The sequence below is a fragment of the Anaerobacillus sp. QJM3NY_32 genome (assembly GCF_056173645.1).
The window spans coordinates 3,843,518-3,869,502 of record NZ_CM149684.1 but is presented as its reverse complement, the minus strand read 5'-3'; the positions used below and the strand labels follow the sequence as shown (position 1 = coordinate 3,869,502).

Annotated in this window: 24 protein-coding genes; 14 read left to right on the top strand and 10 right to left on the bottom strand. The window is 40.7% G+C overall.

Features of this window, described 5'->3' with window-relative positions:
- Window positions 1–26: 26 nt before the first annotated feature.
- Window positions 27–749, bottom strand: coding sequence for a hypothetical protein (locus AC0VYH_RS19925; protein ID WP_475372975.1), 723 nt, complete (start codon window positions 747–749; stop codon window positions 27–29).
- 158 nt (window positions 750–907) lie between these two features.
- On the opposite strand from AC0VYH_RS19925, the gene AC0VYH_RS19920 reads away from it, so the two are divergent.
- Window positions 908–2,398, top strand: coding sequence for a plasmid pRiA4b ORF-3 family protein (locus tag AC0VYH_RS19920; protein ID WP_475372974.1), 1,491 nt, complete (start codon window positions 908–910; stop codon window positions 2,396–2,398).
- A 163-nt stretch (window positions 2,399–2,561) separates the two neighbouring features.
- Window positions 2,562–3,296: a GntR family transcriptional regulator gene (locus AC0VYH_RS19915; RefSeq protein ID WP_475372973.1), complete on the top strand. Its 735-nt coding sequence runs from the start codon at window positions 2,562–2,564 to the stop codon at window positions 3,294–3,296.
- 120 nt (window positions 3,297–3,416) lie between these two features.
- On the opposite strand, the gene AC0VYH_RS19910 is transcribed toward AC0VYH_RS19915, so the two are convergent.
- Window positions 3,417–4,838, bottom strand: coding sequence for a peptide MFS transporter (locus AC0VYH_RS19910; RefSeq protein WP_194218583.1), 1,422 nt, complete (start codon window positions 4,836–4,838; stop codon window positions 3,417–3,419).
- Between the two features lie 302 nt (window positions 4,839–5,140).
- A complete protein-coding gene (gene asnB / locus AC0VYH_RS19905) occupies window positions 5,141–6,961 on the bottom strand; it encodes an asparagine synthase (glutamine-hydrolyzing) (RefSeq protein ID WP_475372972.1) in 1,821 nt (606 codons plus the stop codon).
- A 314-nt stretch (window positions 6,962–7,275) separates the two neighbouring features.
- Here asnB and AC0VYH_RS19900 point away from each other — a divergent pair, with 314 nt between their 5' ends.
- The 4 genes from AC0VYH_RS19900 to AC0VYH_RS19885 all read left to right on the top strand — a co-directional run bounded on the left by AC0VYH_RS19900 (window position 7,276) and on the right by AC0VYH_RS19885 (window position 10,469).
- The gene (locus AC0VYH_RS19900; protein ID WP_475372971.1) at window positions 7,276–7,611 is read left to right on the top strand and encodes a hypothetical protein; all 336 of its coding nucleotides are present in this window, start codon (window positions 7,276–7,278) and stop codon (window positions 7,609–7,611) included.
- Window positions 7,612–7,959: 348 nt separating this feature from the next.
- Window positions 7,960–8,772 (top strand): YitT family protein, encoded by an 813-nt coding sequence (locus AC0VYH_RS19895; RefSeq protein ID WP_194219568.1) that lies wholly within the window; start codon window positions 7,960–7,962, stop codon window positions 8,770–8,772.
- A gap of 174 nt (window positions 8,773–8,946) precedes the next feature.
- The gene (locus AC0VYH_RS19890; RefSeq protein ID WP_194218586.1) at window positions 8,947–9,621 is read left to right on the top strand and encodes an MgtC/SapB family protein; all 675 of its coding nucleotides are present in this window, start codon (window positions 8,947–8,949) and stop codon (window positions 9,619–9,621) included.
- Between the two features lie 173 nt (window positions 9,622–9,794).
- On the top strand, window positions 9,795–10,469 hold the full coding sequence (locus AC0VYH_RS19885; protein WP_283153480.1) for an MgtC/SapB family protein: 675 nt from the start codon (window positions 9,795–9,797) through the stop codon (window positions 10,467–10,469).
- Window positions 10,470–10,531: 62 nt separating this feature from the next.
- Here the strand turns inward: AC0VYH_RS19885 and AC0VYH_RS19880 are convergent, their stop codons facing one another.
- Window positions 10,532–11,137, bottom strand: a complete 606-nt coding sequence (locus AC0VYH_RS19880; RefSeq protein ID WP_475372970.1) for a polysaccharide deacetylase family protein — start codon at window positions 11,135–11,137, stop codon at window positions 10,532–10,534.
- A 31-nt stretch (window positions 11,138–11,168) separates the two neighbouring features.
- Window positions 11,169–12,197 carry a glycosyltransferase gene (locus tag AC0VYH_RS19875; protein WP_475372969.1) on the bottom strand — a complete coding sequence of 343 codons (1,029 nt, stop codon included), beginning with the start codon at window positions 12,195–12,197 and terminating at the stop codon, window positions 11,169–11,171.
- Between the two features lie 616 nt (window positions 12,198–12,813).
- On the opposite strand from AC0VYH_RS19875, the gene AC0VYH_RS19870 reads away from it, so the two are divergent.
- The 5 genes from AC0VYH_RS19870 (at window position 12,814) to AC0VYH_RS19850 (ending at window position 18,216) form a co-directional block, all read left to right on the top strand.
- The gene (locus AC0VYH_RS19870; protein WP_283153483.1) at window positions 12,814–13,098 is read left to right on the top strand and encodes a YhdT family protein; all 285 of its coding nucleotides are present in this window, start codon (window positions 12,814–12,816) and stop codon (window positions 13,096–13,098) included.
- A complete protein-coding gene (gene panF, locus AC0VYH_RS19865; protein WP_475368042.1) occupies window positions 13,095–14,561 on the top strand; it encodes a sodium/pantothenate symporter in 1,467 nt (488 codons plus the stop codon). Before AC0VYH_RS19870 ends, panF begins: the two co-directional genes overlap by 4 nt.
- A gap of 389 nt (window positions 14,562–14,950) precedes the next feature.
- Window positions 14,951–16,324, top strand: coding sequence for a M28 family peptidase (locus AC0VYH_RS19860; RefSeq protein WP_475368041.1), 1,374 nt, complete (start codon window positions 14,951–14,953; stop codon window positions 16,322–16,324).
- Between the two features lie 195 nt (window positions 16,325–16,519).
- A complete protein-coding gene (locus AC0VYH_RS19855) occupies window positions 16,520–16,612 on the top strand; it encodes a putative holin-like toxin (protein WP_242057220.1) in 93 nt (30 codons plus the stop codon).
- A gap of 365 nt (window positions 16,613–16,977) precedes the next feature.
- Window positions 16,978–18,216 (top strand): hydantoinase/carbamoylase family amidase, encoded by a 1,239-nt coding sequence (locus AC0VYH_RS19850; protein ID WP_475372968.1) that lies wholly within the window; start codon window positions 16,978–16,980, stop codon window positions 18,214–18,216.
- Between the two features lie 130 nt (window positions 18,217–18,346).
- Here the strand turns inward: AC0VYH_RS19850 and AC0VYH_RS19845 are convergent.
- Together AC0VYH_RS19845 and AC0VYH_RS19840 are read right to left on the bottom strand one after the other, a co-directional pair.
- A protein-coding gene (locus tag AC0VYH_RS19845; protein ID WP_430241928.1) for an IS3 family transposase occupies window positions 18,347–19,683 on the bottom strand; the annotation gives its coding sequence in 2 pieces (ribosomal slippage) (window positions 18,347–19,299 and window positions 19,299–19,683; 1,338 coding nt in all).
- 146 nt (window positions 19,684–19,829) lie between these two features.
- A complete protein-coding gene (locus AC0VYH_RS19840) occupies window positions 19,830–20,261 on the bottom strand; it encodes an acyl-CoA thioesterase (RefSeq protein WP_303534985.1) in 432 nt (143 codons plus the stop codon).
- 167 nt (window positions 20,262–20,428) lie between these two features.
- Here AC0VYH_RS19840 and AC0VYH_RS19835 point away from each other — a divergent pair, with 167 nt between their 5' ends.
- On the top strand, window positions 20,429–21,388 hold the full coding sequence (locus AC0VYH_RS19835) for a 2-hydroxyacid dehydrogenase (RefSeq protein ID WP_475365963.1): 960 nt from the start codon (window positions 20,429–20,431) through the stop codon (window positions 21,386–21,388).
- A gap of 98 nt (window positions 21,389–21,486) precedes the next feature.
- On the opposite strand, the gene AC0VYH_RS19830 is transcribed toward AC0VYH_RS19835, so the two are convergent.
- The gene (locus AC0VYH_RS19830; protein WP_475368040.1) at window positions 21,487–22,440 is read right to left on the bottom strand and encodes a polysaccharide deacetylase family protein; all 954 of its coding nucleotides are present in this window, start codon (window positions 22,438–22,440) and stop codon (window positions 21,487–21,489) included.
- A gap of 192 nt (window positions 22,441–22,632) precedes the next feature.
- Here AC0VYH_RS19830 and AC0VYH_RS19825 point away from each other — a divergent pair, with 192 nt between their 5' ends.
- Window positions 22,633–23,274 (top strand): REP-associated tyrosine transposase, encoded by a 642-nt coding sequence (locus tag AC0VYH_RS19825; protein WP_404683449.1) that lies wholly within the window; start codon window positions 22,633–22,635, stop codon window positions 23,272–23,274.
- 72 nt (window positions 23,275–23,346) lie between these two features.
- On the opposite strand, the gene AC0VYH_RS19820 is transcribed toward AC0VYH_RS19825, so the two are convergent.
- Window positions 23,347–23,823, bottom strand: coding sequence for a hypothetical protein (locus tag AC0VYH_RS19820; protein WP_303534981.1), 477 nt, complete (start codon window positions 23,821–23,823; stop codon window positions 23,347–23,349).
- Between the two features lie 154 nt (window positions 23,824–23,977).
- On the opposite strand from AC0VYH_RS19820, the gene AC0VYH_RS19815 reads away from it, so the two are divergent.
- Window positions 23,978–24,943: an ankyrin repeat domain-containing protein gene (locus AC0VYH_RS19815; protein ID WP_475368039.1), complete on the top strand. Its 966-nt coding sequence runs from the start codon at window positions 23,978–23,980 to the stop codon at window positions 24,941–24,943.
- 51 nt (window positions 24,944–24,994) lie between these two features.
- Here the strand turns inward: AC0VYH_RS19815 and AC0VYH_RS19810 are convergent, their stop codons facing one another.
- Entirely contained in the window at window positions 24,995–25,888 is an 894-nt protein-coding gene (locus AC0VYH_RS19810; RefSeq protein WP_475369077.1) for a glycerophosphodiester phosphodiesterase, read from the bottom strand.
- Between the last annotated feature and the right edge of the window lie 97 nt (window positions 25,889–25,985).

The following is a 25,985-nucleotide window of genomic DNA, read 5'->3' as shown; positions in this document are numbered from 1 at the left end:
TGGGCTTCTCTTAGTCATACCTCAGTTTATTCAACTGGAATTAACTTCACCGGTCCCAGCGTTTCGATCACATCCCCATCACTGGTGAAGAAGACGAAATCCCCCGTTCCAACAATGCTGTCTCCTAGTATGGTGTTTACTGTCGGTAATCCACTAGGGTTATAAACGAAGAAGTTTGTGCCTTCTCCAACGTTCGTTACTTGATAACGACCTTCTGGGATATCGCTGCCAACAATATATTGGCCGGCGCTGAGTTTAATAGGTTCTTCGTTTTTCTTTACAATGGTTTCTTCGAGTTGATCAATCTCCTTTTTCTTTGCTTTGATTGTGTCATCTAGTGTGCTCACTTTATCCTTTTTCGCTTTAATGTCATCTTCAAGCTTGCTCATTTCTTTTTTCGTGCTTTCCTTTTCTTTTTTTAACTTTTCAATATCTGCAGAGACATTTTCCTTCTCATCGAGTAACTTTTTTACTTCCTCAGCTTTTACTTTAGCTTCTTCTAGATTCTGAGTTTCAGTCGCAAGCTTCTCTTCTGTACTGCTCATTTCATTTTGAATCGATAGAAGCTTCTCACCTTCTTCTTTCGCTGCCTTCTCAGATTCAGTAATCTCTGCTTTGATTTTCTTCAAATCCTCGGTGTAGTTTTCTTCAAGATCCGCGTTCCCAATTAACACTCCGATTAAAACGCTGACAAGGATGGTTGCGATTACGCCTCCAATGGAGAGGGTAAGGATTAGGCCTTTTTTCAACACACATTCCTCCGAACATGTCTTAGTAAGCTACTATCCTATGTATATTGCTGGGATAGGTCATTTATCACATAAAATGGCGAGTCTGTGTTTCGGAGGGACATGCTATACTGTGAAAAAAGTCATTTTACAAGAGTGTAAGGAAAGGATGAGAGATGGTGATTTTCCAAATAAAAGTAAGCCTAGTTGAGATGAAATCAAAGATTTGGAGACGACTTGAGGTAGATGATTCGATCTTTCTTAGTGAGCTACATGAATACATACAAATTGCTTTTAATTGGTCGAACGCACATCATCATTATTTTATTATGGATCATCGCGATTTATTTACATTAGGTGATGAAGAAAGTGAATTATTCATTGGTCCCACACAAGTAGATTCTCAAAACGCTGGAATGGAAATGCGTGATGAACGTAAAGTTCGGATTTCAGATGTTTTAAATGAGGAGCAGGTTTCATTAACATACGTTTATGGTTCGGAGGAGAACTGGCTGCATGAGATTTTTCTGGAAAAAGCGTTTAGCGGTCGGAAGGATGCAACTTTTCCAACATGTTTAATGGTCTATAAAGGCGCACCTGAAGAAGGGAAGCGAGATCAGTATGAGCAAGGAAAAATGCTTTCTGCAGGTGAGATGAAGCGTATTAATGAGCAAATTGCTGTTTTTAGGGAGAGTGAGGTAGGTGAGCATGATCTGTGGAAAGAGCTTTTTGAACTTACGATGGCCTATAGAAAGCTTCAACCTTGGAAGTGGATTCATAGCAACGAGATGTTCATTGTAGAAATACCGGGAACGGGTGAAGTTGCTTATTGTTCGGTGCTCGGGATGAATGGGCAGCACTTTGGGCTTGGCGTCCACCTTGGTAATGACGGTCTTGCTTATAAAATGGCGGTAAGGGATGGCCGTGATGATATTCAGACTGTAATTGAATATGAGCCTAGCTTATTGCTGGCGTTTCAGGCTCGCGATGAGTTAAAGACAGAGGATCTTCGGTGGATTAAAAAGCTGGGGCTTCGTTTTCGTGGTCGGCAGGAATGGCCGGTTTTTAGAAGTATGTCATCCGGATATTATCCGTGGCATTTCTCTCGAAAGGAAGTACGGACGTTTTGTGAGATCTTAAAGCAGGCGATTCACGTGGTAGAAGAGACGGAGAAGAATGACGCCTACTTGTTAGAAGGTTATGATGGGCGGTGGCGTGCACGGTTGCTGGAATCAGGTCAGTGGGTAAATGGCGTGATGAATGCTGTTATACAACCTGAAGAGGAAGAGGCGGTGCTGATTTCCGAGATTGAAATGAGGCGGATTCAGAAATATAGACAGGTGAAAATGCGTCTTGAGTTTGCATCATACTTTGAAGAAGAAGCGATTCAGGAAAGAGATGGAGAACGTCCGTTTTTTCCGAATGTTGTTCTTGGGGTTGAAGATGAAGGGGCTATGATCGTTTATTATCAGGTGTTTGAGAGAGTAGATTATGGAAAACAGCTACAGGCTGCACTAGTAGAAATGCTTAATAAACTCGGTTTCTTGCCAGCTGAAATCTGTGTGGATTCAGAACGAATTGCACTCAAGATCTCAGCTCTGACAACCAAACTCGGTATTAGATTAATGCGTGTTAATCGTCTACTTAATGTGGAAGAGGTTAGGCGGTGACAGGCACCGCTCGATGTTTGTCCTTCTTTGTCGAACGAGTGGTATATCAAAAAGGGATCCTAGCCTCAAGAATGGTACTACTCTTTTAAAGCGAGCTCCTTTTTAGCTATAATGAATGTATGAACCGAGCCAAACAGTTGGCGGCTCAAGAGGAGAGGCTTATATGTCATCAGATAAACTCAATCATAATAAAGGTGAAGCACTATACCTTCAAATAAAAGATGTTCTGATCAAACGAATTCAAACCGGTGCCTGGAAGCCGAATACGTTGATTCCTACTGAACAGGATCTCATCAAAGAATTTGATGTAAGTCGAACGACAATCAGGCAGGCGATTTCGATTCTTGTGCAGAATGGCTTGTTAGAGAAAAAGCAGGGGCGCGGAACGGTAGTCAAACCACAGAATTTGATCGGAAATCTTGGGAAGCTTAGGGGCTTCGCTGAAGAAGTGCTGGAACGTGGACAAACTCCCCATTCAAAGGTGCTGAGAGCAGAATTTCGTGATGACCTTTACCATGAGAACGATATGCTGAAGGTAACGGAAGGTGAGGCAATCCTTCTTGTGGAACGTATTCGTTTTGCGGACGAGGTGCCGATAGCTCTTGAACGAACGTGCTGGCCAAAGGAAATTGGCGAGATTTTAATTAAATTTGATCTTAATCAGGCGATGTATTATGAAGTACTTGAACAACATCACTATTATCTCAAAAAAGCGAGTGAGCGAATCACGGCCATTAACGCCACGATCAACGAAGCAGACGCACTAGGTATTCGCCCTGGTGAAGCGCTCCTGGAAATGACGCGTCTAAGTCTTGGTATAAATGATCATCCGATCGAATATACGAGAACGAAGTACCGGAGCGATCAATATCACTATAATATTGAGCTTGAGAGGTAGAGTGAGGTCTGAACAGAAATATATTGTTTATCGATAGTAAGAACAGTGAGGAATTAATAGAAAAGGGTTTGCTCTCCATTTGGAGAGCAAACCCTTTTTTGACTAGCCTATTTTATTGGTTTAGTTCATCTGCTTAGCAACATGATCCTCATTAAATTCTTCAAGATGCATGAGTTTTTGTAGCTTCTTAGAAAGCAAGAGCAGGATCACACCTAAACTTAGAGCAGCGACACCTAAATAAATGAAGATTTCAAGATAGCCCGCTGATGTTGTGAGTGAAGCGATGTAACCTGCCAGGTAGTTAGCAGCAGCGTTACTTAGGAACCAAACACCCATCAATAGTGAAGCGATTTTAACTGGAGACATTTTACTAACTAGAGAAAGTCCGATTGGTGAAAGCGATAGTTCGCCAAGTGTATGGAAGAAGTACGTCACAACCATAAATAGCATGCTAGCTTTCACTGCAATGTTTCCTTCATCACTACCGGTCATCATAACCGCCGGAACCATTACCATGAATCCGACACCCAGTAGGATTAAACCGAATGCCATTTTTGTAGGAATGGCAAAATCACCGCGTTTTGATTTTGCTAGTTTTAGCCAAATGGCTGAAATGATTGGTGCTAGCAATAATACAAACATGGGGTTCAGTGATTGGAAGAAGGATACTGGTACTTCGTAGCCAAAGACCGTTCTATCTATGAAATCCCTTGTATAAAGCGTAAAGGAAGCACCTGCTTGTTCGAATCCTGCCCAGAATGTAACGGTGAAAATGGCTAGGATTAGAATGACTGAAGTACGCTGCTTTTCGATTTTTGTAAGCGGCTTAGCTTTTCCTTCAATCGTTGGTGTTACACGGTTACTGGATGGTGTTCTTCCAATATTACCAAGATATTTTTTAGAAAGTAGATTAAAAGTAATTTGTCCGATAATCATCCCAATTGATGATGCTAGAAATGCATATTTAAATCCAAATGTTTCAACGCCGCCTGTATTTGTATAGAAAACATTAGCGTATAAAAGACCGGCAATTAATGGTGAAATCAAGCCACCAAGGTTAATTCCCATATAGAAAATGGTGAACGCTGAATCTTTTCGCTTATCGTTCTTACTGTATAGCTCTCCAACAAGAGTGGAAATATTAGGTTTGAAAAAACCATTACCGATAATCAGTAACAATAACCCGGTATAAAGGCCCCATTGTTCTTGGACAGCAAACAGTGTAAAATCACCGATGGCCATTGTAATACCACCAATGGTAATGGCCGTTCTTAATCCGATGAATTTATCGGTTAAATAACCACCAATTAATGGTGTGAAATAAACAAGACCAGTGTACATACCGTATAGCAGTAGTGCTTTATCTTGATCCATCCCCAGTCCTCCGCTAATTAACTCAGCGGTTAAATAAAGAATGAGAATTGAACGCATACCATAAAAGCTATAGCGTTCCCACATTTCTGTGATAAACAAAAGATACAAGCCAGGAGGGTGTTTTAGCTTCCCTTTTTTCGTTGGCTTCTCGTCTATGGTGGTGTCCATAATCAAACCTCCAATTTTTTATAACTTCCCCATTTTAGCAAATTATTTGTCAATTTAAAGCGTTAATGAAAAAGTGCACCTTTTTAAAATGTTTTTAAATTTGTAAAAATTATAAGGAGGTATCACGGATTCACTGTCGAAAATTGGAGGTTTTTTGATTCAATAATGCCTTTAAATCGTTAGTTTGGTTGCATTTAAGAAGGAATGTAAAGACTTATGAAAATTAGACGAAGCATTCTAACGATTACAATTGAATTAAAAAGATAAGGAGAACGACCTAGTCGTTCTCCGGTGATATTTGTCTAGCTGACAAGCTCAATATCGTATTCATCAAGCCATGCGTTGATTTGAATCAAGTAGTCGAGTAGACCTTTCATTTGATCGGTATTCAATCCTTCTGCCTCATTCGAAGCAATCGCACGAACTTTTTTCGTATCAATTAATGAAAGAATAGGGGAATCTGGATTGTCGAGAATGTCGATCATCCAATTTTGTACGCCCTCAAGATAAACTGGGTCTTTATCACTTGGATACGCACTTTTCTTACGATAAAGGACATCATCTGGAAGCGTTCCTTTTATAGCGCGACGTAGGATTCCTTTCTCGATGTCATCGACGTTTTTGTAATCAATTGGAACGTTCCACAGGTATTCAACGATACGATAATCACAGAAAGGTACGCGTACTTCAAAGCCTGTTTTCATACTTGCGCGGTCTTTGCGATCAAGCATAAACGGTAGGAAGCGTGTGATGAAAAAGTAAGACATTTGACGCTGTTTCGCTTCAAACTCACTTTCCCCTTCAAGGAATGGAATTTCTTCATAAGCTTCTGCAAAACGCTCTTTCTGGTATTGCTCAGGCTGAATTTGTTTTTTCGTTTCTTCAGAAAGCACGGAAGAAATGCCTTTTAGGTTCACGAGCCATGGATATACTTCAGCATCCAGATATTTTTCCTGATGGAACCATGGATAACCTGAGAATACCTCATCGGCAGACTCACCAGAAAGCGCCACGGTAGCATCCTTTTTCATTTCTGTGAAAAGAAGATAGAGCGATGTTTCGATTTCACCGACGCCGGGCAGATCTCGTCCTCTCATTGGTTCAAGGAGATTTGAAAGCAGCTGGTCCGCTCCGAACGTGACAGAATGATGGTCTGTTCCAACATGGTCAGACACTCGTTTGACCCACGGCTCGTCCATATCATGTCTGAGGAAATCCTTTTGGAAGTGATCTTCGTTTTGGTCGAAATCAATTGAATAGGTTCCTAGCGTTTTGTCCGATTGATTGAATTCTTGAGCGGCTAGACTTGTTAGGGCACTAGAATCAAGTCCTCCTGAAAGCATTGAAACAACAGGCATATCAGAGATGAGCTGACGTTGAACAGTATCTGTTAAAAGCTCACGAATTGTTTCAGTAGTTTTATCAACATCATCTGTATGAGGCTTTGATTCTAACTTCCAATAGCGGTGCTCTTCGATGGAATCGGCTGTTGCGATCACGTAATGCCCAGGACGAACTTCATCAATCCCTTTGAAAATAGCCTGTCCAGGTGTTCGCATAGGTCCCATTCCGAAAACTTCAGCAAGGCCTTTACGGTCGACTTGTGGCTGCACGGATGGGTGCGCGAGAATCGCTTTCATTTCAGAGCCATAGAAGAGTGAATCGCCCTGTTTTGAATAGAAAAGCGGCTTGACACCGAGGTGGTCACGGCCAAGGAAAAGCTGTTGTTCCTTTTTATCCCAGATCGCAAATGCGAAGATGCCGTTAAAATGTTTCACGCATTCTTCTTTCCATTCCATGTAAGCGTGTAGGACTACTTCTGTATCTGAATTAGAAGTGAATGTATGCCCTTTCTGCTGTAGTTCCTGTGTTAATTCCCGATAATTGTAGAGTTCCCCGTTATACGTAAGAACAAGTTGTTGATCTGATGACGTCATCGGCTGTTTACCGCCGCGAGGATCAATAACGATCAAACGACGATGAGCGAGTGCCGCCTGTTCTGATAGCCAGAATCCTTCTTCATCAGGTCCACGGTGAGCAATAGAATCTGCCATTTTCTTTAGCGTATCTTGCTCCGTTGAGAGGTCACCAGACCAATTAATCCAACCTGTAATGCCACACATAACAATTCCTTCTTTCTTAATAGATTGCTTGAATTTCTAAAGTACTTTCCAATCGTATTCCTCTTATTTGGGGAGGGTCAACATGTGAAAGAGCCTGTAAAAATGGTTTTATTTTCCTTTGTTGGAAAAACAGTAGTGTAATAGTCTTGCTCTTTAGGAAGAGGTGGGAAATAATGGTGCCTGTCACCGCCCGAATAAACTCAAGTTTTGTCGAGTACTTCTATCGTGCGTTGTCTACTTGTGGACAAATAATTTCAAGCAGTGATAAAATTAATAAGATGTGGATAAGTATGACAGGGAGAGGAGGGTTTGAGATGAGACAGGTGCTACTGCTGATGTTATTTGGTTTTCTCGTGTTTATATATCCAGCACAGCAATTAAATCAATATGATTATCATTCTGCCGATAAACCGACGATCAGTGAATTTGCTTATCTCCCAGATGCAAAGTTGATTCCTCCCCCGACATCAGTTTCTCTTCAGAAACAAAAGATCATTGGCCCTTTTGTTCCGTTTACGAGTGAGCAGAACTTTCAGGATCATCTTACATATCCTCAAAAAAACATGATGCAAATAGAAGCTTTTCCTGATGCGAGAGGCTTCCTGAATGTATATGCTGTTCACTCTAATTACCTCATCAACCTTCTATAAACAATCATTCACTAATAGCAATGATGCCGAACTACTATGTCATTTTCTTGAAAAGTTTAAAATGGTGAATGCCCATAGTTGAGCGAAATAATGATGGCAAAGCAAGCTTGAACGTTTCGGATGGGCTGTTCTTTTAACCCTCCCAATTATGGGGAGGATTAAGCTCTCAGGGAACTGTCTAGTCATCGTGTACTGCAGTTAGTGTTATCTTATTTTAAATAAGTACAATGTTTTGATAGATAAAGAGGAGGCAATATTTTGAGTGAAAGTAAACCGTTAGAAGAGTTAATTAATGAAACGAAAATTCATAAAAAAACACCGCTTCAAGAAAAAGCGAGAAGAACGTTTATGATTACATTAGGTGCCGTTATTATGGCTGTTGGTCTAGAAGTTTTTCTAGTACCCAATCAGGTTATTGACGGAGGGATTGTTGGTATTTCCATTATGCTCTCCCATTTAAGTGGCATTAGCTTAGGAATTTTCTTATTCGTTCTTAACCTTCCGTTTATTTATATTGGCTACAAACAAATTGGCAAGACGTTCGCTTTCTCAACGCTGTACGGTATCGTGATTTTATCCATATCGACTGCGCTATTGCATCCTGTCCCGGCTTTTACTGATGACATTCTCTTAGCCACATTGTTTGGCGGAGTGGTCCTTGGAATTGGGGTCGGAATGGTCATTCGTTTTGGTGGATCACTTGATGGAACAGAAATTCTTGCGATTCTTGCGAGTAAAAAGCTTCCGTTCTCTGTCGGAGAAATTATCATGTTCGCGAACCTGTTCATTCTTGGTAGCGCAGGATTCGTATTCAGCTTTGATCGCGCGATGTATTCATTGCTCGCCTACTATGTTGCTTATAAAATGATCGATATTACGATCAAAGGTCTTGATGAATCAAAGTCCGTTTGGATTATTAGTGATAACCATAAAGAACTCGGCGATGCTATTTTAAGCCGCTTAGGCAGAGGGGTAACCTATTTGCACGGCGAGGGTGCTTTTTCTGGTGATGATAAGAAAGTGATTTTCTGTGTGATCACTCGACTAGAAGAAGCGAAATTAAAAGACATTGTCGCTGACCATGATGATTCGGCTTTCCTTGCGATGGCCGATATTGCAGAAGTAAGAGGCGGTCGCTTTAAGAAAAAAGATATACATTAGTGATGATATAAAAGTCGTTTGAGAGTTGCAGGGGATGATCCTCTAGCGACTCTTTTTTTTGTGGTGTAATTCACGCATTTGGTTTATTTCGTGGGTGAGTGTAAATTCCTTTTGATCCTTTGCTCCTTTTATTGGTAAAATAATAGAAATATCTATTGAAGGCAGGTGTGTCGCGTGGTAGTTATCGTCGTTAAACTTTGTATATCAGCTTGTCTAGGACTCATGATTGGAATTGAACGCGAGTTAAAGCATAAGCCTCTAGGTTTAAAAACGTGTATGGTTATTGCAGTGAGCAGCTGCTTATTAACGATTGTTTCCATTGAATCCGCTGAAACGTACTCTCAGATATCTGACAACATCCGAACAGATCCAATGCGACTTGCTGCTCAAGTTGTTTCTGGGATTGGTTTTATCGGTGCGGGCGTTATTTTAAGACGAAATAATGATGCCATCTCAGGATTAACAACTGCGGCGATTATATGGGGAGCTTCTGGACTAGGTATCGCCGCAGGAGCGGGATTTTATTTTGAAGCGTTTGTAGGGGCAAGCTTGATTCTGTTTAGCGTAAATATCCTTCCCTGGATTATCAAAAAAATTGGCCCTAGCCAGCTAAGACAGCGTGAGATGAGAGCAAAAATTACGCTTCGAAAAGGAACGAACATTACCGCATTTATGAAAACCATCCAGGCGGCCGATTTTGAAATCAAGCACGTCCGCGTTCGCGATACGAAGGAAAAGAACCATCAAATAGATTTGCGTCTGCTTACCTTTGAAGCGAATCATACGACTAGTATTTATCAGCAGCTAAGAGACATTGACGGCGCAACGTTTGTGGAGGTTGAGGGGTAGCGCGTAGCGGGGCGCGAAGGTGCCTGTCACCGCCCGATTAAGCTCACATTTTGTCGAACTATCAACTAAGTATTTCAAAGTGACTAGTGGTCTTATTCTAATATTTCCTTCTCCTGAATAGAGTAATACAGAGGTGCGCTACTTCTATTTTACGACGTTGGAGATGACGAACGATGGTAGTTGTGCTTATTAAACTAAGTATTTCAGCTTTGCTTGGATTACTGATTGGAATTGAACGCGAGTTAAAGCATAAGCCACTCGGTTTAAAGACTTGTATTGTCATTGCAGTAAGCAGCTGTTTGTTAACGATCGTGTCGATTGAATCAGCGGAAACGTTCGCGGAGCTTTCCCCGAATATTCGAACGGATCCAATGCGATTGGCCGCTCAAATTGTTTCTGGGATTGGTTTTATCGGTGCTGGTGTAATCTTGCGGCGTAATAATGATGCGATTTCTGGGTTAACAACTGCAGCGATTATTTGGGGAGCATCTGGATTAGGAATAGCAGCGGGTGCCGGTTTTTATTATGAAGCTTTTGTTGGTGCTGGATTGATTCTGTTCAGTGTGAATATTCTTCCATGGATCATCAAACGGATTGGACCAAAGGCACTTAGACAGCGGGAAATGCGTGCCAAAATCACGTTAAAGAAAAGTGTAGATGTGACTCATTTTATGAAAGCCATTGTGGCAAATGATTTTGAGATTCGACACGTTCGTGTGCGAGATACAAAAGATAGAAACCCGCAAGTTGAGTTGAAACTTATGACGTTTGAAAAAAATCATACGACGGATATTTATCAGCTTCTTCGAAAAGTGGAAGGCGTAAATGAAGTAGAGGTTGAAGGGTAAATGAGTCGTTGCGTGATCTAAAAAGGGAAGGAGGTAGCCATTTATGAGCCACCTCCTCTTTTTTATTTTTCCAACGGTGGTAGTAAGGAAAATTCATAGCCCTCGGCGCGGATTTTTTTGATTAGATCTGGGAGCACCTGGATAGTTTGTTGTAGTTCATGAAGGAGAATAATGGCACCATTTTCAAGGTTCTGAATCACATTTTGTAAGATTTCTTCCTGATGGCGTGCAAGTTCCCAATCCATTGAGCTAATTCGCCACATCACCGTTGTTAAGCCAAGATCCTTAGCTGCTTTAATTGTATCAAGGTTATATTGACCAAACGGCGGCCTAAAATAAGTCACAGGTGAGCCGGTGATTTCGTGGATTTTTAGCTTGCTGTATTCAAGCTCCTCAAACTGCTCGGCATAACTAAGTTTTGTTAAATTAGGATGTTTGCAAGAGTGGGTGCCAATTAGGTGACCTTCATCTAGCACTCTTTTCCAAGGTCTTTCTTTATAGAGGAGGCGTGACTGCCAGAAAAACATGGCTTGTACCTCTTCCTTTTTTAAAATATCGAGAAGTTTAGGAAGCACACGTCCTGGACCATCATCAAAGGTTAAGATGACTGTCTTATTTGCTCCTTTTTCTCCTGATGTAATGACGTTTTGATCAATAGAGTCGTACACAACCCTGGAGCTGTCAACGACTCATGGACTTTTAATCATCATCGTTTCCTCCTTTCTTTAGCTCTGCCAGACTTTTTTCGTACATGTTAACCATAGCTGAGATTTCTTGTGTCGCAGAATGGTGCTCTTCAACATACGCAGCTGCATTTTCACCTAGTACTTCTCGGAGAGACGCTTTCTCGATTAAACGAATAGCATATGTTAAGAATTGATTGATGCCGTCATAAACGAATCCAGTCTCTTCGTTCGAAACGAGGCTCATGTTTCCTTTGTTTTTTGAGACGAGTACAGGTAAACCGAAACTCATCGCCTCGAGGATGGCAGAGGATTGTCCTTCGCTATGGGATGTATTAATCACAGCATCTGCATTTCTGTATAATGCTTCCATGTCTTTATGAGGAATCACTCCTTTATAAGTCACCCAGCCACTGTTTTCTAAAACTAGCTGTTGAACGAGCTCTCCCTCATCAGGCTCTATTATTGGGCCGACAATTGTTAAGTTAATGTTTGGGTGAGTTTTGCGTAATTCCAGTAGACTGTTAATTGCGAACGGAATGTTTTTTACTTTTCGTATACCTGCGGGAAGAAGAAAATGGAACGTGTCCGGTGTGGTGTTCTCTGGTACGTTTCTTTTTCTTGAGGTAACCGTTCCTTGAGCAATCACATAAAGCTTATTTTCTAACTTCGGTAAAATATCGAGAACAATGCGCCTAGCCTTTTCATCAAAAACATGGACTGCTAATGCATTTGTTAAACAGGCAATAACATCGTTTTTTCTAGTTGGGTTCTTTAGATCATGGTTCAAATCCGTTCCCGTTAGTGTAACGGTATAATTTGTGATTGGAAGGCTTATTGCTTTTATAAATTGATAAAAACGATAAGCATTAAAGCCGTGAATCAAATCAGCATCTTTAAGGGAATGATGCTGATCGTCTTGCTCTGTTATGGAGATCACTTCCGTTTCGACACCAGAATGATTCAATCCATCAGCGATACGCTGAACGGTGATCGTATTTCCACGAAGCTGGTGAAAGAAAGGGGTAGCGAGGATTACTTTCATGCATGCTCATCCTTTGTTCGTTTGGGTTGTGTGGGTGGTGACAGGCACTCCCCGATATTTGTCATATCATGTATTCTCAACTTCCTTCTGATAAAGTTTGATTGAAGGAACAGTTGTGATTTTGGTTCGTACTGTATATTAGTTTACTAAAGATTAGGAGTGTGACAAATATGAAGGGGTTTTTTCGAAGGTTAATTGGATTAGAGAAATGTATGATTTGTCATAGGAAACCTACACGTCCTCAATATTATTTAGATGATGAGGGAAATCGGAAGCCGGTTTGTTTTAAATGTGTGTCCTATGCGGAGAGAAGGGCTTATCGGAAGGCGTAATGGGTGTTAAATAAACGTTTGTTTAATATCAAAATAAAAGAGTGAAGCGTCCTATGAATAGGGCGCTTCACTCTTTTAACGTAGGCTAAGCTTGCCTGTACTTATTTAAACTAGTTTACTGAGATATATAAAGAAAAACATGGCAGCATGTTATTATTTCTTTTATCCTTATAATGTTTCACTGCTATACTCATTAAGGAGTCCGCTGTGATAAACATTTCATTATGGTTGAAGAAGACCTTCTGGTTATAATAGAACGAGGTTTGTTTTGAAGGAGGAAAAGCATGAAGCAACACGAAGAAACGCCTAAAGATGATCCGCGATACCTCGTGGCCAATCGTGAAGCGCTTATTGGCGTTGGGCTTGTTTTAATAAATTTTATACTCTGGTATGGATTTGCCTACGGTTTTGGTTCAAAACCAGTAGAGGAGTATAGCTATATATGGGGATTACCAGCGTGGTTTTTCTACAGCTGTCTGCTTGGAACTGGGATTGTGATTGTCCTTGTGATTTTTGCGGTTGTCTTCTTGTTTAAAGAAGTTCCGTTTGATGAGGAGGAGGACGAATGAATTGGCAAGTTGTGATTCCTCTCCTTATTTTTCTTGTTATCATTTTTCTTATTGGTTTTTATGCCTCAACACATTTGAAATCGACTTCGAACTTTTTGCAAGAGTACTTTCTAGGTAGTCGGCAACTTGGTGGATTTATACTTGCGATGACGATGATTGCTACATATGGAAGTGCCAGTAGTTTTATCGGAGGCCCTGGTGTAGCTTACACGATGGGGCTGGGATGGGTGCTTTTATCGATGTCTCAGCTTGCCACTGGTTATTTCGTATTATCTGTTCTTGGGAAAAAATTCGCGATTATGTCTCGGAAAATTCGGGCAGTAACGTTGATTGATTTCCTGAAGGAACGTTACCAAAGCAAAGCGGTTGTTATTTTATCTGCGCTTAGTATCATTATTTTCTTATTTTCTGCGATGGCTGCCCAGTGGGTCGGGGGTGCAAGACTCATTGAATCGCTGACAGGGTTGCCTTATACGGGGGCACTGTTTATTTTTGCGGTGTCTGTTCTTGTGTATGTTATTATCGGAGGATTTCGCGCGGTTGCGATCACGGATACGGTTCAGGGCATCGTGATGTTAGGTGGAACGCTTGTTATCCTAGTTGGAACGGTTATAGCGGGTGGTGGCGTTGAGAGCATTGTTACCACGCTTGCGTCTGAGAATCCTGACTTAATTTCTCCTTTTGGTGCTGATCGATCTTTAACACCACTTTATGTATCGTCTTTCTGGATTCTCGTGGGTGTTGGGGTCGTTGGTTTGCCACAGGTGGCCGTTCGAGCGATGTCTTATAAAAGCTCAAAAGGCATGCATCGTGCTTTAATAATTGGAACGATCGTAGTTGGCGTCATTATGCTCGGAATGCATCTCACTGGGGTGTTTGCACGCGCGGTGCTTCCTGGAATTGAGGTAGGAGATACAGTTATGCCGAGAATTGCTCTAGAAGTGCTACCCTCCTGGCTCGCGGGCATTGTTTTAGCTGCTCCTATGGCTGCTATCATGTCGACAGTGGATTCGCTGTTGTTACTTGTTAGTTCTGCCATCGTGAAAGACGTCTACCTGAATTACGTGAAGCCTGAAGCGAGCGATCAAACGATCAAGCGAATTAGCGTAGGTGTGACAATGGTATTGGGAATGTTGGTGTTTGCAATGGCTGTTAACCCTCCGGAACTTCTCATTTGGTTAAACTTATTCTCTTTTGGAGGCCTTGAAGCTGCGTTCATCTGGCCGGTTGTGATGGGACTTTATTGGAAGAAGGGAAATGCGAGCGGTGCGATGGCTTCCATTCTTGTTGGAGTTGGAAGCTATATTGGATTTAATACATTTATGCCAAATGCATTTGGGATGCATACGGTTGTGTTGCCGGTACTGCTTTCGTTTCTTAGTTATGTGAGCGTGAGTTTGATGACGGAGAAGAAACATGCTGTGGTTCAGGAAGATGTAGTATTGAGGTTATGGAAGGTGTGAAATGGTGCCTGTCACTACCCGCTTTTTGAGAGAATTTGTCGAATGATAAATAAGGAAATATTAATTAGGAGCTCTTCTTCATTGGAGGGCTCTTTATTTATATTTGGATAGCATTCTATAGTAAGCGGACAAATAACTGCAATGGGACAGTAATTAAAAGTGTTTTACGAAAAAAATAAAAACAATTAAAAAATGACCGAGAATGCTCATTTTCTCTACACTTATATACAAATTTCGACTGAAAAAGGTTGAGATTGCTCAATTTTTTGTAGGTGAAAAGTCCATATTTTGGATTGTTAAGCTCTTATTAGGATTAAATGAGTAATTTACTAAACATTCAATTAATGGAATAATTATGCTGATTACTTCATCTTAAGGAGGAATACTATTTGAATAAGAAAGCGCTAACAATTACTTTGGCAACAGGTCTGGTTCTAAGTCCAATGTCTTTCTCGGTTGATGCAGCTAAGCCTGTTCCAAATGAACAATCTGACCACGCATTTGACAACAAAGTGATAAAGAAAATTAGCAGCGAAAACATGTATAACAACATTGCCTTATTATCAAAGCAACCTCGTGCATCAGGTACAGAAGGGGAATACAAAGCGGTACAGTACATAAAAAGTGAGTTTGAACGCTATGGCTATGAGACGGAATTACAGCCTTTTACCATTCAGGAGTGGGATGGTGGAGCTTCATCGCTTTCTCTTAATGAGCAAGTCTTTTCTGGCGATGTTTATACGTTTGAAGGATCCATTAACGATCACGCCACAGGATCTCTTGTTTATGTAGGACTTGGTTCTCAGGATGAAGTAGGTGTTGAAGTTGCTGGGAAGATCGCATTAATTGAGCGTGGGACTTATAGTTTTTATGAAAAGATTCAGAACGTCTATGATAAGGAAGCAATTGGCGTCATTATGTTTAACGGAGAAGGACGCTCTGGCAATTCATTTGGCTACGCTTATGAAGGACAGGATATCCCGGCGGTAGCGATAACAAGAGAAGCTGGCCTTCAACTTGTGGAGCAGCTGAATAATGAAGACGTGAAAGCTACTGTAAGCGTAGAAAATGCTGGGACAATTGATAAAACCTCTTATAACGTCATTGCGAAAAAAGAACCGCACCCGAATAAGGATAATGGACAAATTGTCAGCATTGGTGCGCATCACGATTCCGTCCCTAATGGTCCCGGAGCTAACGATGATGCATCTGGAGTAGCGGCAACGCTAGAATTAGCCAGAATCATGGCGAAAACCCCTACAGATACAGAGCTTCGATTTGTTACATTTGGTGCTGAAGAAAAAGGATTAGTCGGTTCTTACCACTATGCAGACTCTTTGACTGATGATGAAATAGAAAGCACGGTTGCTCATTTCCAAATGGATATGGTGGGAAGTCGTGATGCTGGGGAACTTATTATGTTCACGCCTGATGGGAACAAGAATCTTGTAACCGATCTTGGTGCTTCAGCTGGAGCGAGGATTTCAGGCGCAGTTGATTATGGAGAACTCGGAAGAAGCGATCACGTGCCTTTCTTTCTAAAAGGGATACCGGCTGCTCTCTTTATTCATGCGCCGCTTGAGCCGTGGTACCATTCTCCAGATGATACGATTGATAAAATAAGTAAAGAGAAACTCCAAAATGTTGCGGAAATTGTAGGAGCAGCCGTCTATCAGATTGCACGACCAGATACTCCTGCACTTGAGAAGGCGCGAGTTGCGCCGAATCCAGCAGACTATGATTTTGATGATCGTCCATTGTAAGAGAAAAGGCTTAACGAGGTGGGGTGGCCCCGCATCGTTAAGCCTTATTTAGAATCTTGGCATATTTTGTTTTGACACTAACATAGGTAAATGGTCTATCCAAATAGGGTAGATGTCTATGATAAAATGAATAGTATCAGCTGCAAAGCAGGGTGGGCGGCGGTACCCCGTTTATGAAAGGGGGTGCTGCCTATAATGATGAGCACATACGAGGCGCTTGTATTGATGATCAGTTTTGCTTCTCTCGTGGTCACGATTATTACTGTTTCCAGTAATAAAAAGAAGTAACCCACCCTGCCCCGGCCAAGGATTAAGGTGAGTTACTTTTTGCCTTTTGAGCCGCCGCTCGTCATGCGGAGCAGCTGTATGGACGCTGGTGCGAAAGCACCGGCGTTCTTTTTTTATACTTTATGTTATCTAGCTCTATTATATGCAATGAAGGGTGCTGTGGCAAGAGGGTGATGGTATGATGGTGCCTGTCACCACCCGTTTTATGGTGGATAATGTCGAATGCATACCATGTCATTTGGGGCAATATCTTGCCTGAATAGACGAAGTATATATAATAACCAGCTAATACCTTACGTTTTGTATAATGTGCGATGGCATTTGCTTTGCTATAGTGAATAAAAAGCCGAAAAGGATGAGTGTGAATGGGGATTAACCGAAGTCGTTTACAGAGTCATCTTGAAGAACTCGCTAAGATTGGAAAGATTGGGGAAACAGGAGTCTGTCGTCTTGCTCACTCGAAAGAAGATCGGGAAGCTGTGGAAGTTGTAAAGGGATGGATGGAAGAGGCTGGACTAACTGCTCGAATTGATGGTTTTGGGAATTTAATTGGCAGAATAGAAGGCTCAGAAAAAGATAAGGCAATCCTCATGCTTGGCTCTCACATCGATTCTCAACCTTATGGAGGTCGCTTTGACGGCACGGCTGGAGCTCTTGGAGCGATTGAAGTTGTACATACGATGAAGGACAACGGCGTATTACCAAAGCGAACGATCGAAGTGGTTTGTTTCTCTGATGAAGAGGGTTCACGTTTTAATAAAGGTGTTTTCGGAGTTCGGGCTCTTGCTGGCCTTTTAGAAGATGGTGAACTCGAGCGAAAAGATAAGAAAGGGATGACACGAAAAGAAGCACTGAAAGAATTCGGTGTCGAGCCTGATCTTTCACAAAGCCCGGTATACAAGAAAGGCGATATTGAAGCGTTTCTCGAGCTTCATATTGAACAGGGACCGGTTCTGGAATCTAAAGACAAACCTGTAGGAATTGTTTCGGGAATATCAGGTCCTATCTGGTTAACCGTTACACTTGAAGGATTCGCTGGACATGCAGGCTCTGTTCCGATGCCGTTACGAAAAGATGCGATGGTTGGAGCCAGTGAGATCATTACGAAATTTGATCAGTTAATAAAAGAAGAGGGGAAAGAAACAACGGTTGGGACTGTGGGAAGTGTGCAGGTATTTCCGAATTCACGTAACATCATTCCTGAAAAAGTTGAATTTACAATGGATTTGCGTGACATCGACCTGGAGCACCGTACGATGCTTGAGAAAAAGCTTTACACGATCATTGAAGAAGCCGCCACGACTTACAAACTTACCTATACGATCACCGAAGATACAAGAAGTGAGCCGCGCTATTGTGCTGACTGGATTAAAGAAATCATGAGTGAAGAGGATAAAGCGCTCGGTTTCGAATCCCCTGTTTTAATGAGCGGACCATTCCATGATGCTCTGTTTATGTCGTATATCAGTGATTATGGGATGATTTTTGTTCGATGTGAAAAGGGGATTAGCCATAACCCGCTTGAGTTTACGGAAATGGATGATATTGAGAAAGGAGTGCAATTGCTTTATCAAACAGCAGTGCGGATTGCTCAGAAGGAGTAAAATTCGCAGATAATGAAGTTGTTTCATGAAGGAGTTTCACATTTTCAACTTTTTTGGTCACCGTAGTAAATAGAAAAGTCGGTATGCTTTCATTAATATGTACCCTGTGTAAAGGACAGTTTAAAAAAGACTAGGCAACATTAAGAAGATGATTCCTGTATTGAACAGGGGTCATCTTTTTTAAGTTCCACTGACATCTATCCAGGTTGTAATACATCATATAACTCTTAACTTCACGTTTTAATTCGATTAGTGTTTGACAAGGTTTTATTGAGGCTTCGTCTTTAAAGTGACCAAAGAAAGATTCCTGTGGGGCATTATCCCAACAGTTTCCTCTTCTAGACATAGACTGATCTAAACCGTATTTCTTTAGCTGTTTTTGGTAGGTAGGGTGAGTATAGTGAAAGCCTTGATCAGAATGAATAAAGGCATTCGCATCTAGTTTTGCTTTACGGTTGTTTTTAAGTTTTACTAACGTATCTGTCGCTAGATCGAGCGTAATTCGGTCAGACACATGATAAGCTAGGATCTCATTCGTAGAGCCGTCCTTTATGGTAGATAGATACGCTTTCTTCTTATTTCCATAAAACAAATAGGTAATGTCAGTTAGAAGTACTTTCCCTGGGATGCCTTGTTTGAAGTTTCGCTCAAGTTTGTTTGGTACAACGCTGTGCTCTTTCGTTGCTTTCGCCATACGACGATAGGGATTCGCTCTTCTGATCGGACATACGATTCCGTATTTTTTCATGATTCTGCGTATGCGTTTTAAGTTATAGGTTATTTGATACTGGTTAGCTAGCGTCATCTTGATTTGACGTGCCCCTTTTTTTCGCTTTTTAAAGGCATAGGCTTTTAGGATCCAGTCTTTTAAAACTTGGTCTCGCGCCTCGTTTTCTGTTCGACGCTTTCGAGCACCTTCAGTGAAATAACGATAATAACCAGATCGTGAGACACCCACTACGGAACATAAGTATCGGACCATATTTTTAAGTTGATACTCATGGATGATATGGCGGATTAATTCAAACTTGAGAGAAGCAGCTAATTTTATCTCTTTTTTCCCATCCCCTTTTCCATCATTTCGAGCTTTTTTAGGAGATCATTCTCTGCTTTTAATAGGTTATTTTGAGCTTCTAAACGTTTGTATTTTTCCTCTAAAGACAGTTCCTTATCTTTGGATCTTCCGGAGCTTTCTTTACGAGTGTCAGTAAGTCCATTAATCCCTTTGTTTTTATAACCCTGTCTCCACCTTCTCGCGGCAGAATGTACTCTTTCGTGTCCGAGAGTATCGACATCAAATCCATTTTCTTTAAAAATCTGACTCGGTAGTTTTCCTTTTTCATACTCCGTAATGAATATTCGCTTAAATTCATCACTGTATGTGATTCCTTTTTCACTAACTGATTTCACAAATTTATTAGAGGCAAGTGTTTTGACATCTTCCTCTGAGAATACTTTCTTACTCATTAATAATCATTTCCCATCGTAGAATTTGTCCTCATTATACATAAAAGTACCCTATAGGGCAGACTTTTTTTAAGTGTCTACTCTATAGGGTACATATTACATTGGCATGCCGACTTTTTCTGTAAATCCACAAAATGATGAGAAGGTTAATGATCACTTATCTTATCAAAAATAGTAATCGCTTGTTTAATTTCTTGAGGGATCGCTTTTGCATGGCCGGTAGTTGAGTCAAAATTCACCTGTATGACCTCTGCTTTTACAAGAGTTTCCTCATTTCTTGTTATAGTGTGCTCAAGTTGAAAACTACTCTGACCTATTTTAGTAATTCGGCAGTACACATCAAGGAGATCATCCAATTTTGCTGGTTTGATGAATTCAATCGTTATTTTCCTTAATACCGGATCAAACAACCGATCTTCAGCAAGTTTCTGTAATCGATCACCTAAGACGTGTCGGAAATACTCAGTGGTAGCAATGTCAATATAAGTAGAATAGTGGGCATTGAATACAATTTTTTGACCGTCGATTTCGGAGTAACGAACGCGGATGGGAAAAGAAAAGTGATAGTTATGTAACATGGTTTACCTCAACTTTCGATTTTCTTTATTTTATCACAATATTCCGTTATTATTTTGCGTATCGCTTCGAAATTTCCCGGGTAATGTCTCTATGTGGAAGAGGAATTTCGTTTTTATTCGTGAAACATGTAGGATAGAGACAATTTGAGTTAAGGAGTGGAATGTGGATGAAACCCAAAGTGTATATTACGCGGAAGTTGCCAGATGAAATTGTGAAGCCTATTCGTGAAACATGTGAAGTAAGGATGTGGGACAAGGATAAAGAACCAGTGCCGCACGCTGTCTTAGAAGAAGAAATTAAGCGTGTGGACGGGCTTTTTTGTATGTTAACTGAACAAGTAGATCACTCACTTCTAAAAAAAGCCAACAACCTGAAAGTAGTAGCCAATATGGCTGTAGGTTATAACAACATTGATATTGAAGCAGCTAAAGAATGCGGGATTGTTGTGACGAATACTCCGGGGGTTCTGACGGAAACAACAGCCGACTTAACCTTTGCTTTACTAATGGCTACCGCACGCCGAATTCCTGAAGCATCCAATTATTTGCGTGAAGGAAACTGGGAAGCCTGGTCACCTATGCAGCTAACAGGGCAGGATATCTATGGGGCGACATTAGGGATTATAGGCATGGGGAGAATTGGGGAAGCTGTGGCGAAAAGAGCTAGAGGATTTGATATGAATGTGGTTTATCACAACCGTCGTCGGAATCAGGAAGCAGAAAGTAGATTAGATCTTCAGTTTAAAGAGTTTGAAGATCTTTTAAAGGAGTCTGATTTTGTATGTGTTTTGACACCATTAACGCCTGAAACTGAGAATTTAATTGGGGTAAAGCAGCTTGAAACGATGAAGAGGAGCGCTGTTTTAATCAACACAGCAAGAGGAGGAATTGTAAATGAAGATGCTCTTTATGAAGCCCTAACGAATGGTGTTATATGGGCTGCGGGTTTAGATGTTTTTAAAGAAGAGCCAGTACCGCTTGATCATCCCTTGCTTCGTCTTTCAAACGTCGTTACCCTTCCTCATATAGGGAGTGCAAGTGTAAAAACGAGGTTGAGAATGGCAGAAGTCGCTGCTATGAACTTATTGAAAGTACTTGAAGGAGAAGAGGCGCCAAATAAGGTGTAGAGGCAATAGTGCCTGTCACCACCCGATACCACCGGATTGGTGCCGAATGCTATATAAAAGAACAGGCACAATGGCCTGTTCTTTTATATGGCATAAAGTTAGTTGATTTCCATCACATTCTTAAAGTCTTCAATTGTATTATAAGGTCTCACGGAATTTCGGCGAATCTGTAGCATGTCATCTCCGGGCTGAACGTAGCCAGCTTGTACAGTAAAAGCAAAGTCGATTCCAGCAACATCCATTGCTTCCATCGTCTGTTCATCGTAAGCCCCATAAGGATAAGCAAGTGCGTTTGTATCACCAATTAATTCAATGCTTGTTTCTACATCTTCTTGAATTTCAGGAAGAGATTTTGAGATTAGATAAGGTGGGCCGTTATCCAAATTGTGAAAACTGTTGGTGTGGCTTGCATATTCGAAGACGTCGCTTGCTGCTTCAATTTCTTGATGACTGAGATATTGATTTGTATCAGTATTATATGGAACGGTTTTGTCTTTATTTCGATTCGTAATCAAAAATTCAACAGCGTGAAAATCATATTTCTTCAATACCGGATAAGCTTCTATGTAATTATTCTTATGACCATCGTCAAACGTAAGTAAAACACTTTTTTCAGGGACAGGTATTTCGCTAGTTATATATTTTTCGAATTCCTCAAGCGTTAACGTAAAAAAACCATTTTCATGCAAAACATTCATTTGTTGCTTAAAGTCTTCAAGTAAAACAATGGTGCTTGATAGATTACCATCATCGCCATAGTGTCTCTCTTTCAAATTTTCTTTTGAGATTATATTATGATAGGTTAACACAGGTATATGAGGAGCAGCTCCTCTTTCAGCAGCTTCTTCTAGTTTTCGAATTCTAAGTTCTTGCTCATTAATTTTTTCTTCTTCATGATCTTCTTGATGAGAAGCTTCAGCTGTAGAACTGCTTTCATTAGTAGATAATGTAACTTGATCTAGATCAATAGTGCCCATGTCGCCCCATCCAAACCCTACTAAACTCCCGATTATAGCTAGTAAAACAAAGCTAAATAAGTGAATTTTTTTCATTTATATCCCCCTTTTTGCCCAATACTTCCCTATACTACCATTAATTTGGTTTAATTTGGTATTAAAATTGCGAGTGCCTGTCACTCCCCGAATCCTGTCGATAAAATTTGATTGACGAGTAAGAGAGGGAAGATTATTCTTGGAGAAAGAGAAGATTACTGACAAGGGAGGAAGAAAAATGACGAAGCTACTTTGTTACAGGAATCTATTAAATCCACATGCAACAACACTAATGGTATGGTGAGAAAACCAAGAGTTTGGCTTCCGAATCATTTCTATCACATCGTGAGTCGAGGAAATCGTAAAGAACTTTTGTTTTACGATAACAGAGATTATCGAACGTTTTTGTCTATCCTCGATCAAGTCTTCGAAACACACCCGTTTGAGTTAGCTTCTTATTGTTTAATGAACAACCACTATCATCTTCAACTTCGCTCCAAAGAACATTCCATTTCAAAGATCATGTCACTCATTAACAAACGATACGCGACTTATTTCAATGGAAGATATGAGTTAACTGGCCACGTTTTTGAAAAACGCTATTTTGATGAACCGTTAAATAGCTCATCAAACATGCTTGAAGTTAGCCGTTATATTCATTTGAATCCCGTAAAAGCAAACCTTGTCTCAGACCCAGAAGATTATCCATGGTCGAGCTATCACTACTACCGTTTACGTAATAAACCTAATAAACCCTACCTTTATTTACTTCCGTTAATTGAAGGCTATCCTGGGACTATCCATCAAAAGAAAAAGCAGTACTGTAAGTTCGTGATGGCACGAAGAGATGTTATTGTGCAATCCCTTTTATCACAGAAGGAAGGTTTAAGCTAAATTCAAAATAAAAAAGATGCCGACTTTATCCGGCACCTCCCCTTAATCAAACGTTTGTTTAATCTTCTATTTCTACTTGTAATCCCACAAGACCTTGTATTCTCCCTCTTCTTTTATTACAAACACTTCCTGAACGAGATCAAAATTTCCAAACTGATCGTGAAACTGAAGCGTGACTTTCATTGTGTAAACTTTTTTCATGATCACTCCATTTACTCCAGAACGCCAATTTTTCTTTGTTTTTACTTTGCCAATATCGAACGTAAACGAGGTAGCGCCAATATCTTGTGTAATCAACTGGGAGCGTAATTGACTGTACTGTTCATCTGAAAACCGATTCTGCATTTCTGGATGAAAAAGGTTCCAGGCTTTTTTGAAATCACCACTTTGCTCATATAAATAGAATTCCTTTACAGTTGCTACAGCTTGTGATTTAGGCTGTTGCCAGATCCAAATAGCGATGCTGCCACCGAGAAGCAGCAAGACGATTAAGCTAAAAATAACCTTTCCTGAACCTCCGCGCTTCCTCCTCGTTTTAAAGTATGACAACGTCTCGTCCTCCCTGAAGCTTGACTATTAAAGTGTATGACGGGCGGAAGTTGTCCCATTCGAAGACATATTTCACTAAATTTTAATCTTTCCTCAGAGAGTTTCACGATATAATGGTTTAGGAATTGACTTTTTATAAAGTTGGAGGGAAACAATGAAGCGAAAGTTACTTTGGATGATCATGCCTATGTTGATCGTGGTAGCGGCATGTTCTGAATTAAATCAAGATAAAACGACGTCTGAATCACATAAAGAAGCTAGTGCAGAAAATCAAGGAACAGACACCGACGTTCTTACAGAAGAAGACCAATTGTGGGAACTCCTCTATCAGAATCGTTCAGATGAAACGACATTAAAGGAGATGGAGGATCTTTTTCATGAGGGCGTTTCGCCAGATACAGTAAACAATGATGGCGTATCACCAATCACTTATGCGGTCATGGAAGGAGATAGCAAGCTTGTTGAGTTCCTACTTCTGAATGGGGTAGAGGTACATGATCATGAAGAATCGGATCACGATGGGGATGCTGAAGTAAATCATGAGAAAAATGAGAACCTTCTAGAAGTAGCAGTCGAACAAGGAAATAACGAAATTGTTGACTTGCTATTAAAAATGGGTGCTCATTTTGAAATCGGAAATGAGAAAATGTTAGTCAAAGCTGTAAAGGAAGAAAACATCGAGCTCATCAAAATTTTATTACACAATGGTTATAATCCGAACCTAGAAATAGAAGTGGAAGGCGAGCATGATACTTTATTAACTTATTCCATCGCACAAGGAAATGAAGAAACAAGTGCATTACTCCTTGATTCTGGAGCAAATCCAAACTTTACGGTAGAAAAAAACGATGAAAGTGCACTAGTTACGGCAGTCACCAAAGAAAAGTCTACCGAACTTGTTTCTTTGCTACTAGGTAGAGGTGGGGATGCGAATGCTCGTTACGAAGGAGATCCATTGCTATTTGAAGCAATCAAACAAGACAATCCTTCACTTGTTGAAGCTTTCCTCGTAGCGGGAGCCCTTCCTTCTTCTATTGAGGAAAGTGAAGAGGCATTTGCGTTAGCGGAAGAGAGCGATCATTCTGCGATTGCAGAGCTGCTTCAGCAATATGGCTGGTAAACGTCAAAAAGGTATTCGTTGGTAGTTACCAACTGATACCTTTTTTTGTGATTATTTACCATGAAGTACATCACTCAAACGATCAGGGTAGTTCGTAAACATCCCCGTTACGCCCCAGTCTAATAAGCGCGTCATTTGGTCTTTCTCATTCACTGTATAAGGATGAATGAGTAAACCAGCGCTTTTTACTTTTTGTACGTACGTTTCGTCAATTTTTGAAGCAGACATTCCGACGCCGACTGCATACTCAGCTAGTTCTTGAAGTTCTCCCTCAGAAATTGTTGCTGGCTCTTTATATGAGATGAGCTGAATAAGCGGTAAATTAGGATTGAGGTTATGCATTTTCAATAGACTTTCCTGACTAAAAGATTGAATAAGCACTTTACTAGATCGTTCATTAACACCTGTTAAATTGTACTTGTTAAGAATGCGAAGGAGCTCTTCTTCCATACCAGGATATACCTCGGGAGATTTCGTCTCAATATAATAGCGAGCATCCTTCCCGAATGTTTGGAGTACTTGTTCAAGAGTAGGCACTTGAAGCCCTTCGTAAGCAGGATTAGCTTTCTCAGGATATTTTTCATTAAACCAGCTACCTGCATCTAACTCTTTTAGCTGCTCAAGTGTATAGTCTTTTACAAGGCCTGTCCCGTTTGTGGTCCGATCAACTGATTCATCATGCATGGCAATGAGTTTACCATCCTTCGTCATCTGAAGGTCGATTTCAATGTAGTCGCCTTTCATTTCATCCCCAAGTTTATAGGATGCAAGCGTGTGTTCAGGAGCATGTCCAGAAGCACCTCTGTGAGCTACGTTTAATAGTTTGTTAGAGTTCATGCCTGGAGACTTGTCCTTTTCAACTGCTGAGGCAGCTCCAGTCGGGAGCATACTTGCAAATAAGAAAATGCTCATTGATAATGCTGCAATTTTAAATCTCCGCTTCATCTTCATCACTATCATCCTTTCAAAATCGATTCAACTGATAGTATATTCAATGAATGTAAATGGTGATTTACATAAGGCGGATTTTTAAATAGAAAAG

What these genes read in the sequence shown, in the direction of transcription:
- AC0VYH_RS19915 (WP_475372973.1), top strand. Translation starts at nt 2,562, where the DNA reads ATGTCATCAGATAAACTCAATCATAATAAAGGTGAAGCACTATACCTT.
- AC0VYH_RS19910 (WP_194218583.1), bottom strand. Translation starts at nt 4,838, where the DNA reads ATGGACACCACCATAGACGAGAAGCCAACGAAAAAAGGGAAGCTAAAA.
- asnB (WP_475372972.1), bottom strand. Translation starts at nt 6,961, where the DNA reads ATGTGTGGCATTACAGGTTGGATTAATTGGTCTGGTGACCTCTCAACG.
- AC0VYH_RS19900 (WP_475372971.1), top strand. Translation starts at nt 7,276, where the DNA reads ATGAGACAGGTGCTACTGCTGATGTTATTTGGTTTTCTCGTGTTTATA.
- AC0VYH_RS19895 (WP_194219568.1), top strand. Translation starts at nt 7,960, where the DNA reads ATGATTACATTAGGTGCCGTTATTATGGCTGTTGGTCTAGAAGTTTTT.
- AC0VYH_RS19885 (WP_283153480.1), top strand. Translation starts at nt 9,795, where the DNA reads ATGGTAGTTGTGCTTATTAAACTAAGTATTTCAGCTTTGCTTGGATTA.
- AC0VYH_RS19875 (WP_475372969.1), bottom strand. Translation starts at nt 12,197, where the DNA reads ATGAAAGTAATCCTCGCTACCCCTTTCTTTCACCAGCTTCGTGGAAAT.
- AC0VYH_RS19870 (WP_283153483.1), top strand. Translation starts at nt 12,814, where the DNA reads ATGAAGCAACACGAAGAAACGCCTAAAGATGATCCGCGATACCTCGTG.
- panF (WP_475368042.1), top strand. Translation starts at nt 13,095, where the DNA reads ATGAATTGGCAAGTTGTGATTCCTCTCCTTATTTTTCTTGTTATCATT.
- AC0VYH_RS19855 (WP_242057220.1), top strand. Translation starts at nt 16,520, where the DNA reads ATGATGAGCACATACGAGGCGCTTGTATTGATGATCAGTTTTGCTTCT.
- AC0VYH_RS19850 (WP_475372968.1), top strand. Translation starts at nt 16,978, where the DNA reads ATGGGGATTAACCGAAGTCGTTTACAGAGTCATCTTGAAGAACTCGCT.
- AC0VYH_RS19840 (WP_303534985.1), bottom strand. Translation starts at nt 20,261, where the DNA reads ATGTTACATAACTATCACTTTTCTTTTCCCATCCGCGTTCGTTACTCC.
- AC0VYH_RS19835 (WP_475365963.1), top strand. Translation starts at nt 20,429, where the DNA reads ATGAAACCCAAAGTGTATATTACGCGGAAGTTGCCAGATGAAATTGTG.
- AC0VYH_RS19830 (WP_475368040.1), bottom strand. Translation starts at nt 22,440, where the DNA reads ATGAAAAAAATTCACTTATTTAGCTTTGTTTTACTAGCTATAATCGGG.
- AC0VYH_RS19815 (WP_475368039.1), top strand. Translation starts at nt 23,978, where the DNA reads ATGAAGCGAAAGTTACTTTGGATGATCATGCCTATGTTGATCGTGGTA.
- AC0VYH_RS19810 (WP_475369077.1), bottom strand. Translation starts at nt 25,888, where the DNA reads ATGAAGCGGAGATTTAAAATTGCAGCATTATCAATGAGCATTTTCTTA.